At 72.5% G+C, this 12,519-nt stretch carries 12 protein-coding genes; 6 read left to right on the forward strand and 6 right to left on the reverse strand.

Going from position 1 to position 12,519, the window contains the following annotated elements; genetic code table 11:
• The first annotated feature begins 2 nt into the window (after positions 1-2).
• Together moeZ and ACGF3C_RS07640 are read left to right on the forward strand one after the other, a co-directional pair.
• Positions 3-1,184, forward strand: coding sequence for an adenylyltransferase/sulfurtransferase MoeZ (gene moeZ, locus ACGF3C_RS07635; protein ID WP_393219808.1), 1,182 nt, complete (start codon positions 3-5; stop codon positions 1,182-1,184).
• A 212-nt stretch (positions 1,185-1,396) separates the two neighbouring features.
• Entirely contained in the window at positions 1,397-2,233 is an 837-nt protein-coding gene (locus tag ACGF3C_RS07640; protein WP_393219811.1) for a prenyltransferase/squalene oxidase repeat-containing protein, read from the forward strand.
• Between the two features lie 167 nt (positions 2,234-2,400).
• Here the strand turns inward: ACGF3C_RS07640 and ACGF3C_RS07645 are convergent, their stop codons facing one another.
• Both ACGF3C_RS07645 and proB read right to left on the reverse strand, forming a co-directional pair.
• Positions 2,401-3,642 (reverse strand): glutamate-5-semialdehyde dehydrogenase, encoded by a 1,242-nt coding sequence (locus ACGF3C_RS07645; protein WP_355005703.1) that lies wholly within the window; start codon positions 3,640-3,642, stop codon positions 2,401-2,403.
• A gap of 25 nt (positions 3,643-3,667) precedes the next feature.
• Complete coding sequence (gene proB, locus ACGF3C_RS07650) at positions 3,668-4,825, reverse strand: glutamate 5-kinase (RefSeq protein ID WP_357232822.1); 1,158 nt, start codon at positions 4,823-4,825, stop codon at positions 3,668-3,670.
• Positions 4,826-4,838: 13 nt separating this feature from the next.
• Here proB and ACGF3C_RS07655 point away from each other — a divergent pair, with 13 nt between their 5' ends.
• The 3 genes from ACGF3C_RS07655 to ACGF3C_RS07665 are packed head-to-tail and all read left to right on the forward strand — an operon-like array spanning position 4,839 to position 8,091.
• Positions 4,839-5,153, forward strand: a complete 315-nt coding sequence (locus tag ACGF3C_RS07655; RefSeq protein WP_357232824.1) for an MGMT family protein — start codon at positions 4,839-4,841, stop codon at positions 5,151-5,153.
• Between the two features lie 32 nt (positions 5,154-5,185).
• Entirely contained in the window at positions 5,186-6,586 is a 1,401-nt protein-coding gene (locus tag ACGF3C_RS07660; protein WP_357232826.1) for an MFS transporter, read from the forward strand.
• Positions 6,583-8,091, forward strand: a complete 1,509-nt coding sequence (locus tag ACGF3C_RS07665) for a pyridoxal phosphate-dependent decarboxylase family protein (RefSeq protein ID WP_393219818.1) — start codon at positions 6,583-6,585, stop codon at positions 8,089-8,091. Before ACGF3C_RS07660 ends, ACGF3C_RS07665 begins: the two co-directional genes overlap by 4 nt.
• Positions 8,092-8,149: 58 nt before the next feature.
• Here the strand turns inward: ACGF3C_RS07665 and ACGF3C_RS07670 are convergent, their stop codons facing one another.
• The 3 genes from ACGF3C_RS07670 to ACGF3C_RS07680 all read right to left on the reverse strand — a co-directional run bounded on the left by ACGF3C_RS07670 (position 8,150) and on the right by ACGF3C_RS07680 (position 10,760).
• The gene (locus ACGF3C_RS07670) at positions 8,150-8,707 is read right to left on the reverse strand and encodes an RNA polymerase sigma factor (protein ID WP_393219820.1); all 558 of its coding nucleotides are present in this window, start codon (positions 8,705-8,707) and stop codon (positions 8,150-8,152) included.
• 288 nt (positions 8,708-8,995) lie between these two features.
• Positions 8,996-10,207, reverse strand: a complete 1,212-nt coding sequence (locus ACGF3C_RS07675; protein WP_393219823.1) for a hypothetical protein — start codon at positions 10,205-10,207, stop codon at positions 8,996-8,998.
• Positions 10,200-10,760: an RNA polymerase sigma factor gene (locus ACGF3C_RS07680; RefSeq protein WP_393219826.1), complete on the reverse strand. Its 561-nt coding sequence runs from the start codon at positions 10,758-10,760 to the stop codon at positions 10,200-10,202. Before ACGF3C_RS07680 ends, ACGF3C_RS07675 begins: the two co-directional genes overlap by 8 nt.
• A 195-nt stretch (positions 10,761-10,955) precedes the next feature.
• Here ACGF3C_RS07680 and ACGF3C_RS07685 point away from each other — a divergent pair, with 195 nt between their 5' ends.
• On the forward strand, positions 10,956-11,537 hold the full coding sequence (locus tag ACGF3C_RS07685) for an NADH-quinone oxidoreductase subunit B (RefSeq protein ID WP_124861683.1): 582 nt from the start codon (positions 10,956-10,958) through the stop codon (positions 11,535-11,537).
• Positions 11,538-11,591: 54 nt separating this feature from the next.
• Here ACGF3C_RS07685 and ACGF3C_RS07690 read toward each other — a convergent pair whose 3' ends face one another.
• Positions 11,592-12,518, reverse strand: coding sequence for a hypothetical protein (locus tag ACGF3C_RS07690; RefSeq protein ID WP_393219830.1), 927 nt, complete (start codon positions 12,516-12,518; stop codon positions 11,592-11,594).
• Position 12,519 lies beyond the last annotated feature (1 nt).

Below are 12,519 nucleotides of genomic sequence, written 5' to 3' on the forward strand. Positions count from 1 at the left end.
CCGTGTCGTTGCCCCCGCTCGTCGAGCCCGCCGCCGAGCTGACCGTAGACGAGATCCGCCGCTACTCACGCCACTTGATCATCCCGGACGTCGGGGTGACCGGCCAGAAGCGGCTGAAGAACGCCCGGGTGCTCTGTGTGGGCGCCGGCGGCCTCGGGTCGCCCGCCCTGTTGTACCTCGCCGCGGCTGGGGTCGGCACGCTCGGCATCATCGACTTCGACACCGTCGACGAGTCGAACCTCCAGCGCCAGGTCATCCACGGCGTCTCCGACATCGGCCGGTCCAAGGCCGAGTCGGCCGCCGCGTCGATCCGCGAGATCAACCCCCTGGTGAAGGTGGAGATCCACAACACCGCGCTGGACCGCGAGAACGTCCGCGAGATCTTCGCCCAGTACGACCTGATCGTCGACGGCACCGACAACTTCGCCACCCGCTACATGGTGAACGACGCGGCGGTGCTGCTGGGTAAGCCGTACGTCTGGGGGTCGATCTACCGCTTCGACGGCCAGGCGTCGGTGTTCTGGGCCGAGCACGGCCCCTGCTACCGCTGCCTCTACCCGGAGCCGCCGCCGCCCGGCATGGTTCCCTCCTGCGCCGAGGGCGGCGTGCTCGGCGTGCTCTGCGCGTCGATCGGTTCGATCCAGGTGAACGAGGCGATCAAGCTGCTCACCGGCATCGGTGAGCCGCTGGTCGGCCGCCTCATGGTCTACGACGCCCTGGAGATGGAATACCGCAAGATCAAGGTCCGCAAGGACCCGAACTGCGCGCTCTGCGGCGACAACCCGACGGTCACCGACCTGCTGGAAGACTACGAGGACTTCTGCGGCGCGGTCTCCGAGGAGGCCCAGGAGGCGACGCTCGACTCGACCATCACCGCACTGGAGCTCAAGGAGTGGCAGGACGCAGGCAAGGACATCTTCCTCGTCGACGTACGCGAGCCGGCCGAGTACGAGATCGTCCAGATCCCCGGCGCCACCCTGATCCCCAAGGGCGACATCATCTCCGGTGAGGCCCTCGCCAAGCTGCCACAGGACCGGCAGATCGTGCTGCACTGCAAGTCGGGCGTCCGCTCGGCGGAGGCGCTCGCCGCGCTCAAGGCGGCCGGTTTCAAGGACGCCGTGCACGTTCAGGGCGGCGTGCTCTCCTGGATCAAGCAGATCGACCCGTCGCTGCCCGCGTACTGACCGATCGAGCCGGGGCGGCCACGCCGCCGTGCCGGGGCGGCCACGCCGCCGTGCCGGGGCGGCCACGCCGCCGTGCTGGCGCGGCCCGCGCGACCGCCCCGGCAAATCGACGCAGATGACGCCGAGCGGCCGTCCGGCCGGAGCGACGCAGCCATCCCGGGCTGGCCGATTCTCCGAGGCGGCATCGCGTCTGCGCAGGTAGCGTCTCCGCCGTGGTCGACTTGGAAGCCGCGATCGGGTTCGTCGTGGCGCACGGGGATGCGGTGGAACGCGCCCGCCTCTCCTGGCTCCGCAACGGCACGGCCGTGCCCGCCGAGTTGCTGGAGACGGCCGAGGTAGGCCAGTCACCGGACGGCGGTTGGCCGGCCACCTGGGGCGGCGAGGTCGCCTCGATCGACGCCACCTGCTTCCGGCTCGTCGAGCTGGACGACCTGGGGGCGCTCGGCCGTCCCGCCGCCCGCCGCGCCCTGGACTGGCTGGCGTCCCGGCAGCAGGCCGACGGCGGTTGGGAAGAGGACGCGTCGCTGGCCGACTCGGCACCGGAGTGGGCCCGTCCCGGCGACCCGGAGGCCGGGTTCCTCGTGTCGGCCAACGCCGGCTTCTGGCTCACCGTCGCCGGGCTGGACGCCCGGGCGTCGGGTCCGCTCGACCATCGGGTCGGCGGGGCGTACGCCGGGGTGGTGCAGGCGGCGGCCCACTCGCTCGCCGCGCGGCTGCGCCCGGACGGTAGCTGGCCGTCGTACCTCGCGGCGGGCTGGCTGAGCGCGGCCGTGCTGCACCGGCAGGAGATGTTCCAGGAGTCCGCCCGGATCCAGGTGGCGCTCGCCGAACGGATGCCGAAGATGTCCCCCGGGGACGTGGCGTGGCTGGCGGCCACGTTGCGCCGCGCCGGCGTCGACCCACAGGACTGGATCATGGTGCGGGCGCTGCGCCGGCTGACCGAGACCCAGCGCAGCGACGGCGGCTGGGAGAGCGACGACGGCCACCAGTTCGACGTGCACGTCACGCTGGCCGCGATCCGGGCGGCCCGCCCCGCGCCGCCCGGCTGAGCCGCCCGCCCCGCCCCGCCCCGCCCCCGCCCTGCCCCCGGCGATCTTGCAGTTTCTGTCGCGGATATGCAAATAAATGCCCCTTATGCCGGGGCAGAAACTGCAAGATCGCGGGCGCGGGGCGCGGGGCGCGGGGCGCGGGGCGCGGGGCGCGGGGCGCGGGGGCGTTAGCGCACGTGTCCGTCGCCGGTTACGACGTACTTGGTGCTGGTCAGCTCGGGCAGGCCCATCGGGCCGCGAGCGTGCAGCTTCTGGGTGGAGATGCCGATCTCCGCACCGAAGCCGAACTCGCCGCCGTCGGTGAACCGGGTCGACGCGTTCACCATCACCGCCGCCGCGTCCACCCGCGCGACGAAGTCACGGGCCGCGCTCGCCGAGTCGGTGACGATCGCCTCGGTGTGGCCGGTGCCGAAGCGGCGGATGTGCGCGACCGCCGCGTCCAGCGAGTCGACCACCGCCACCGAGATGTCGGCGGACAGGTACTCGGTTGCGTAGTCCTCCTCGGTTGCCGGGACCACTGCGGCGGAGTGGGCGGCCACCTCGGGTGAGCCGTGCACTGTCACCCCCGCCTCGGCGAACGCGGCCAGCACCAGCGGCAGGAACGCGTCGGCGATGCCCGCGTGCACCAGCAGCGACTCGGCCGTGTTGCAGGTGGACAGGCGTTGCGTCTTGGCGTTCAGCGTCACCGCGACGGCCTTCGCCAGGTCGGCGGCGGCGTCGACGTAGACGTGGCAGTTGCCCACCCCGGTCTCGATCACCGGCACTGTCGACTCCTCGACCACTGTGCGGATCAGCGACGCGCCACCGCGCGGGATGAGCACGTCGACGAGACCCCGGGCGCGCATCAGCTCCTTGACCGAGTCACGGGAGCTGGCGTCGAGCAACTGCACCGCGTCGGCGGGCAGACCGGCCCCGGCGACGGCGTCACGCAGCACCGCGACCAGTGCGGCGTTCGAGTGCGCTGCCGACGACGACCCGCGCAGCAGCGCCGCGTTGCCGGACTTGAGGCAGATCCCGGCGGCGTCCACCGTCACGTTGGGCCGCGCCTCGTAGATGATGCCGACCACCCCGAACGGCACCCGGATCTGGCGCAGCTCCAGGCCGTTGGGCAGGGTGGACCCGCGGACCACCTCGCCGACCGGGTCGGGCAACGCGGCCATCTCACGCAGCGCGTCGGCGATCCCGGCGACCCGGCCCGCGTCGAGCGCGAGCCGGTCCAGCACTGCCGCGCTCAGCCCGGCCTCGCGGCCGGCCGCCAGGTCCGTCTCGTTCGCGCTCAGGATCTCCGGGGTACGCGCCACGAGCGCGTCGGCCATCGCCACCAGCGCGGCGTCCTTGACGGTACGGGTGGCAGTGGCCAGGTCGGCGGCGGCGTCCCGCGCCCGCTTCGCCTGCTCGACGACGCTCATCGACTACTCCTCAGCTGGCAGTGGCTTACAGCAGCACCAGGTCGTCGCGGTGGACGACCTCTCGTTCGTACGCCGGGCCGAGCGCCGCGGCGAGTTCGGACGTGGAGCGGCCGAGCAGCCCGGGTAGCTCCACCGCGTCGTAGTTGACCAGCCCTCGGGCGACCGACGCGCCGGCGGTGTCCACCAGGTCCACCGGGTCGCCGGCGGTGAATGTGCCGTCCACGGCGGTGATGCCGGCCGGGAGCAGCGACTTGCGCCGCCCGACGACGGCGGCGACCGCGCCCGGGTCGAGGTGCAGCCGGCCCCGGGGTGAGGTGGCGTGGGCCAGCCAGAACAACCGGGCCGTCGGACGTCGCCGCTGCGGGTGGAAGAGCGTGCCGACCGGTTCGCCGGCCAGCGCCGGCGTGGCCAGGTCGGCGGCGGTGAGCACCACCGGGATGCCGAAGCCGGTGGCGATCCGCGCGGCCTCGACCTTGGTCACCATGCCACCGGTGCCGACGCCGGACCGGCCGGCCCCGCCGATGGTGATGCCGGCGAGGTCCGTGTCGTCGCGCACCTCGGCGATCCGGGTGGAGCGCGGGTTGGTGGGGTCCCCGGTCCAGAGCGCGTCCACGTCGGAGAGGAGCACCAGCAGGTCGGCGTGCACCAGCGCGGCCACCAGGGCGGCCAGCCGGTCGTTGTCGCCGAAGCGGATCTCCTGGGTGGCCACCGTGTCGTTCTCGTTGACGATCGGCACCGCCCGCAGGTCGAGCAGCTTGCGCAGCGTCCGGTACGCGTTGCGGTAGTGCGCTCGCCGGGTCACGTCGTCGACGGTGAGCAGCACCTGCCCGACGGTGCGGCCGTGCCGGGCGAAGCTGGCCGCGTACCGGCCGATCAGCAGCCCCTGCCCGACGCTGGCGGCGGCCTGCTGGGTCGCCAGGTCGCGCGGGCGTCGGGACAGCCCGAGCGGGGCGAGCCCGGCGGCGATGGCGCCGGAGGAGACCAGCACCACCTCTCGCCCCTCGGCGGTGAGTCGACCGAGGGTGTCGACCAGCGTGTCGACGCGCTCGTCGGCCAGCCCGCCGGTGGCGGTGGTCAACGAGGAGGATCCGATCTTGACGACGACCCGCCGGGCCGTCGTGACTGCGTCGCGCACCCGACCATTCTGCGTGGTCACCGCCGCACCGCCCGGCGGCGTTCCCATATGGTGGCGGATTGTGACTCCAGACGAGTACGTCGAGGCGGTTCTCGACCTGGTCGAGCGGATCCCGGAGGGCCGGGTCATGTCGTACGGCGCGGTGGCCGACGCGCTGTCCGAGCGCTCGGGCCGCGCCTCGGCCCGGTTGGTCGGCACCATCATGGCCCGGCACGGGGGCTCGGTGCCCTGGCATCGGGTGGTGACCGCGAGTGGTCGACTGCCGCCGGGGCACGAGCGGGAGGCGCGGTCCCGACTGCGGGCCGAGGGGGTGCCGCTGCGCGGCGAGGGTGTGGACATCGCGGCGGCGGGCTGGTCGCCCGATGAGGGGATGTGACCCCCGACTCAACGTGAGTAATGTTCGGCCCCATGAAAACGCCGCCGGGCCCCGGCTCGCTGCCTCGACGGGTGCACGCCGGCTACGCGCTCGGCTCCCTGGCGACCGGAGCGTTCGGCACCGTGCCCGGTCTGCTGCTGCTGCCGTACCTGACCGACACGCTGGGCGTAGCCGCCGGGCTGGCCGCGCTGCTGGTGCTGTTGCCCAAGGCCTGGGACGTGCTGGTCAACCCGGTCGCCGGGCGGATCTCCGACCGCACCCGGTCGCGGTGGGGCGCCCGCCGGCCGTACCTGCTCGTCGCCGGCCTCGCGCTCGCCGTCCTGTTCGCGTCGATCTTCGCCGCGCCGTTCGGTAACGGCTCGGGCGCTGCGGCGTACGTGGCGTTCGCCTTCCTCGCCACCGCCACCGCGTTCGCCTTCTTCCAGGTGCCCTACGTGGCGATGCCGGCGGAGCTGACCGGCGACTACGCCGAGCGAACCCGGTTGATGACCTGGCGGATCGCGGTGCTGGCGCTGGCCATCCTGGTCTCCGGCGCGGTCGCGCCGCTGGTGGTCAGCGCCGGTGGTGACGGCGTGGCCGGGCACCGCTGGATGGGCCTGTTCGTGGCGGTGCTGATCGCCCTCGGCGCCCTCGGCGCGTTCCTGGGCACCCGGTCCGCGCCGACCGGCACCGTGGGCGAAAGCGAGCCGACGCTGCGCGCCCAACTCGCCGTGGCCGGCGCCAACCGTCCGTTCCGGGCACTGCTGATCTGCTTCGTGGTGCAGTCCGCCGGGGTGGCGACGATCCTGGCCGGGGTCAACTACTTCGCGGGGCAGATCCTGCGCGACGAGGAGAGCGGGCCGACACTGCTCTTCGTCTGCTTCGTCGGGCCGGCGCTGCTGGTGATGCCGGTCTGGAGCCGGATCGGTGCCCGGCTGGGCAAGCGCACCGCCCTGGTGGTCGCCTCGCTGATCCTTGCCGTCGGGGCCTTCGCCCTGGTCGCCGCGCCGGTGCTGCCGGCGGTCGCCGTCTATCTTCTGGTCGCGCTGATCGGCGTGGGGTACGCCGGACAGCAGGTCTTCGCATTGGCGATGTTGCCGGACTGCATCGCGCACGAGACGGCGCGCACCGGCCGACGGCAGGCGGGCGTCTTCACCGGGCTGTGGACCGCCGGGGAGACCTTCGGCCTGGCGCTCGGCCCGGGCATCTACGGACTGGTGCTCCAGCTCTCCGGCTACGTGTCCTCCGACACCGGCTCGGCGGCGGCCCAGTCCGACACGGCGAGGCTGGGCGTCCTCCTCGGCTTCACGCTGATCCCGGCGCTGCTGATCGCCCCGCCGATCCTCCTGCTCCGCCAGTACACCCTCACCGCCCACAGCGACCTGGTCGATCATGGAGTTGTGCTGGGGGACGACAGCGTTGACCGCCACGAGAAGGGCACCGTTACCCCATGATCGACGAGAGCAGGGTTGAGGCCGGAGCACTTTCCGCCACCGGGGTTCCGGCGGAAGAGGTTCTGGAAGAGGTGCGCAAGCTGCGGGCGGGTGACGCGCCCACCCACGGGGGACGGCTGTTCGCCTACGTCTACGACCCGGCGGTCCCGGGGCTGGACAAGCTGGCCGCCGCCGCCCACCGGGAGAGCGCGCACGTCAACGGGTTGGACCCGACCGCGTTCCCGTCCCTGCTGGCCATGGAGAACGCGCTTGTCGGCGCCGCCGGCCGGGTGCTGGGCGCCGGCCCCGGCACCACCGCCCCGGACGTCGTCGGCAGCGTCACCAGCGGCGGCACCGAGTCACTGATCCTCGCCGTCAAGACCGCCCGGGACGCCCACCCGGAGATCGCCGAACCCCGGATCGTGGTGCCGTCGAGCGCACACGCGGCATTCGCCAAGGCGGCGCACTACCTGCGGGTGGCGCTGGACGTCGTGCCCGTCTCCCCGGAGACGCTGCGTCCCGACCCGGCCGCGATGGCCGCCGCGATCCGCCCGGAGACAGTGCTGGTCGCCTGCTCCGCGCCGTCGTACGCGCACGGCGTGGTGGACCCGGTCACGCAGATCGCGGCCGCCGCGGCCGAGGCCGAGGTGCGCTGCCACGTGGACGCCTGCTTCGGCGGCTGGACCCTGCCGTACCTGCGTCGGCTCGGGGAGCCGGTGCCGCCGTTCGACTTCGCGGTGCCCGGGGTCACCTCCATCTCGGTCGACCTGCACAAGTACGCGTACGCGCCGAAGGGGGTGTCGGTGCTGCTGCACCGCGACGCCACGCTGCGCGCCCCGCAGTACTTCGCGTACGCCGACTGGCCCGGCTACACCATGATCAATCCGGTGATCGCGTCCACCCGCTCGGGCGGCCCGATCGCCGCCGCGTACGCCACGTTGCGGCACCTGGGCGACGAGGGTTACCTGCGGCTGACCGCCCTCACCCGGGACGCGGTGGCCGGGCTGGCCGACGCGGTCCGCGCCGTCGACGGGCTGCGGCTGATGGCCGAGCCGGAGTCGACGGTCGTCTGCTTCACCGCCACCGACGGTGGCCCCGACCTGTTCGTCCTGGTCGACGAGCTGACCGCGCGGGGCTGGCACACCCAACCCCAGCTGTCGTACGACGGCCTGCCCGCCAGCGTGCACCTCACGGTGACCGCCGCTGTCGCGCCCCGGGTCGCCGAGTTCGGGCCGGACCTGACCGCCGCGGTGGCCGCAGCCAGGGCCGCCGGCCCGGTGCGGCTGCCCGTCGAGCTGGCGGCACTGGTCGGCGCGCTGACCCCCGAGGCGCTGACCCCGGACCTGATCGTCGGCCTGGCCGCCGGGCTGGGCCTGGGTGGCGAGGAGGGGTCGGATGCGGGACCGCTGCCGGAGCGGATGGCACTGGTGAACACACTGCTCGACGCCGCGCCATCGGCGCTGCGCGAGCGGTTGCTCGTGGAATTCGTCAGTCTGCTGCAACGCCCCAGTTGGGCGCCGAGCTGACCGTGCGGCTACGGGCCCGGCCTGGGGTGCCGGCCGGGCCCGTAGCCGCGGGTCGATGTCAGACCTTGCCGGTCTCCTCGATGCTCTCGTCGAGCAGTTCCGCCAGCGCTGTCCGGCCGCGGTGCAACCAGGACTTGATGGTGCCCTCGGCCACCCCCTCCTGACTCGCTATCTCATTGACCGGCAGGTCGGCGAGGTAGCGCAGGATGACGGCCCGCCGGTGGTGGGCGGGCAGTTGGGCCAGCGCGGCGTCGATCGCCACCCGATCGGGCGTCGGCCCGGCCATCGTGGCCTCGGCCCGCCGTTGCCGGAGCAGGTGGTTGCGCGCGGTTTGGAGCCGTCGCCAACGGCTCCGGGCGAGGTTCAGGGCGACCTGTCGGACCCAGGCGACCGGGTCGTCGTACCGGGCCAGCTGGTCCCACCGGGTCAGGGCCCGGCAGAACGCCTCCTGCGCGAAATCCTGGGCCTGTGAGAGGTCGCCCACGTAGGCACTCAGTTGGCTGGTCACGTTGCGAAAGTGCGCGTGGTAGAAGTCGTCGAAGCTCACTGTCGTGCTGCGCTCTCCGGCCTTCGCGGCAATTGCCGCCGGTGGCTCGTTGGCACGGGTCCCCGTCATCACTGTCACTGCCTCCCCGTTCGCCGTCGGGCCCGTACCCGAGGCGGTCGTACCACTCGCTCAGCGGGGATCGTTTCCGTGGTCCCCGTTGTCGGCGGTCCTGCTCGGCGCGCCGTACCCCCGTAGAAGCCCGCAACGGGCCTCGGGGTTGCCGTCGACGCTGTGGATCGACTGTCGTATGGGGGACTGAGTGGCGAGGCGGGGTCGGACGCGGGCCAGCGCCCGCGTGGTGGGCGGAGCGCCGGCCGCGTCGTACGCCCCCGTGGCGTACGACGCGGCCGGCGACCGTCAGCCGTAGGTCAACGTCATCTGAACCAGGTTGTCGGCGCTGTTGACGTCCGGCAGGACGTCACGTTCGCTGTCCATCGGCTGGACGTCCACGTCCGCCTTGTTCGTGCTCAGCGTGATCCCTTCGAGCACCCGGAAGTCCAGGTCCAACCGCATCTCCGCCCCGGCGGCCAGCTGACCCAGGCGGCAGGTGATCGGTTCGACGCTGTCGTGGACGCCCGCGCACGTGCCCCACCCGTCGACGTCCGCGCGCACCACAGCGGGCACGCCCAACCGCAGCACCACGTGGGCGACCGGGCCCGTGCCCCGGTTACGGATCCGCACCGTGGCCGTACCCGTCCGGGAGCCGTCGTCGGCAGTTCTCAGCACGAGGTCACCGGTGGTGACGGAGACGTCCGCCAGGTTCGGGTTCGGACCGAAGCTCGTCGGCCCGGAGACCTGGCTGAAGGCGTCACCCTTCCAGCGGTAGCCCCGCCACTGCCGTTGTGACCACCTGGCGTTCCAGCCACCCCCGGGAGCGATGTCACCGACCTGAACGCGAACCGTGCCGTCGCCCACGACATCCAGCGCGAACAGCCACTCCGGCTTGTCGATGGTGGTCGCGACCACCCGGCCGACAGTCGTCGCCTTTCCTTCCTCGTCGCGGTCGAAGGCGACCACCTGCATCGGCCCGCGGGTGCCGAGCACGCACTGCACGAGAGCCACGGTCTCCACCGCGCCGTCTCCGTCGATGTCGCCGTGGTCGAGCGCCAAAAGCCAGTTCGCGCCCTCCCGGGCGTCGCCGGTGAGCCGCGTCTGCGACGTCGGGCAGCCTCGTCCGGCCCGCCACGCCGGCAGGGTCACCGGCACCCCCAGCAGCTGGGCCCGGCTGAGCCGGCCGTCCGGCACCCCGATGGTCGGGCTGGCACTGGTCCCGGCAGGGCTGGGGGTCGGACTCGTCGGCGTCGGCGCCGGCGTCGGTGACGCCGAGATGCTCGGCGTCGGGTCGACCGGACCAGGCCGATGGTCCGGGCCGCTCAACGCCGCGTATCCGACGGCCGACCCGCCGAACAGGGCGAGCGCCGTCGTGGCGGTGGCAGCCAGCCGGCGTCGGCCGCGGCCTCGTACGGTCCGTCGAACGGCGGCGGGCCCCGGCGCCTCGACCTCCGCCAGCGCGGTACGGCGGTAACGGGCGAACTCTTCGGCGAGGTCAAGAATCTCCTGCTCAGACATCCCGCACCTCCTCATTGGTGTCGCGTAGGTGAGCGGCGAGCGCGGTTCGGCCCCGGTGCAGCCAGGACTTGACAGTCCCTTCGGCGACCTGTTCCTGGGCGGCGATCTCCGCGACCGTCAGGTCGGCGAGGTAGTGCAGTACGACGGCCCGCCGCTGTTTCGGCGGCAACTTCGCCAACGCGGTGTCGACGGCGACCCGGTCGGGGCTCGGCTCCGCGACGTGTGTCTCGCGCTGCCGCAGCAGCCACTGCTGGGCGGTCCGCAGCCGCCGCCAGCGGTTGTGGCCGAGATTCCACGCGACCCGACGGACCCAGGCCAGGGGGTCCTGGTATCCGGCGAGCCGGTCCCAGCGGGCGTACGCCCGACAGAACGCCTCCTGAACCAGGTCCTGTGCCTGCCCCCGGTCACCGGTGTACGCGGTCAGTTGCACCACCAGACCGCGGTAGTGGGCGTGGTAGAAGTCGTCGAATACCAGCTCTGCCGGCGCGGAGGTCGCGGCTCCCGGTGGGTCCGGTGGGCGCCCACCCACCGGCACATCTCGTGTCACAAGCACTTGTCCTCCCCGTGGCGACTGCCGGCGTCGTGTTCGCCAGCACCGGTCACACAAGCGAGCGCACCGGTAGGTTGCGCGTCAATCGCTGCCGATCCTTGTCGGCTCGGGGACAATTGGTGGACCGCTCGGGCCGATCACCGCCGGACCGCACGGACGCCGGCTGTGATTCACTGTCGGTGAGGAGAGGGGGCGGTCGTGCAGCTGCCGGCAGTGCTCGGCGAGCCGATCCGGTTCGTGCTGAACTGGGGGCGCCGCTACTCGCTCTGGGTGTTCAACTTCGGTCTGGCCTGCTGTGCCATCGAGTTCATCGCCACCAGCATGGGTCGGCACGACTTCATCCGACTCGGCGTGATCCCGTTCGCCCACGGCCCCCGCCAGGCCGACCTGATGGTGGTCTCCGGCACGGTGACCGACAAGATGGCCCCGGCGATCAAGCGCCTGTACGACCAGATGCCCGAGCCGAAGTACGTCATCTCGTTCGGCGCCTGCTCCAACTGCGGCGGCCCCTACTGGGATTCGTACTCGGTGACCAAGGGCGTCGACCAGCTCATCCCGGTCGACGTGTACGTGCCCGGCTGCCCGCCCCGGCCGGAGGCGCTGCTGCACGGCATCCTTCGCCTGCAGGAGAAGATCGCCGCCGAGCAGTCCGGCATCGGAGGTGTGCCGCAACGGGACGTGCTGGCCGCGCCGCTGGACGCCCCGCCCCGCGAGGCCGCCGCGCCCCGCTCGGTCGACTCGCTCACCGCCCCGCCGGTACGCCCACCAGCCGCGAGCTGAGGGCGGCCGGCCGCCACCCGGAGCTGACCCGGGCGACGGCCGACCGTCGGCAGGTCAGCTGGCCGGCAATGCCAGGGTGAACGTGACGGTGTTGTCGCTGGGGTCGACGTCGGGAACTGTCTCGTTCCAGTAGAGGGTGGCCAGCTCTACGGTGATCGGGGTCGCCTCGTCCGCCGGGTCGGTCGGCCGGCTGATGAACAGCGCCACGTCGCGCTCCTCACCCTGCATCAGCAGCCCGCCCGGCACGAATGCCTGTGGGCCGTACACCGGGCCGTCGAAGGGCTCGGTGAACCGGATCATCGACCCGGCGGGCAGCTGCCTGGCAGTCAGCGAGTTGGCGAGCTGCCGGGCGTCACCCGCGTACCGGACCCGGAGCGGCACCCGCCGGGTGTTCTCGGGGCCGTCGGTCACCGGGCCGGCCAGCTCGACGGACGCGTTCGCCTGGGCGTCCTGCACGTACGTCTGCGGGCGGGCGAGCTTGCCGTCGAGGGAGCGGAACTGTGCGCTGAACGGCACCGTGCCCAGGGATCCGGTGTCGTACGAGTAGGCGGTGACCAGGCCTCCGTCCGCAATCATCGGGTAGCTGCGAGGGGTGGTCAGCACCTGGAACTCCACAGTCGCCCGGCGAGACTCGCCCGGGGCCAGATCGTTGCCACGCGGCAGGGCGCAGGTGCGGACCAACAGCCCTTCCTCTACGCCGTCCGATTCGCAGCGTGACTCCACGCCCCCGGAGAAGGAGCCCGCCACGGCCTCGCGGATCCGGAAGTAGAAGCCCTGCGTGCTGTCACTGTTGTTGGTGATGGTCACCCGAAGGCTGCCCCGGTAGCCGCGTTCGGTCGGCTCGAGCACCAGCCGGCTCAGCGAGAACGTGGGGGCGTCGGCGGAGACCGACGGTGCGGCCGAGGCTGGTCCGGCCCCGCCGATCGTCGCCGTCAGGCCGAGTAGTGCGGCGGTGAGTAGAGTCCCCGTTTTGCGGAGCATC

The organism is Micromonospora sp. NPDC047762, assembly GCF_043204655.1.
In the GTDB taxonomy this organism is placed as follows: Bacteria; Actinomycetota; Actinomycetes; order Mycobacteriales; family Micromonosporaceae; genus Micromonospora.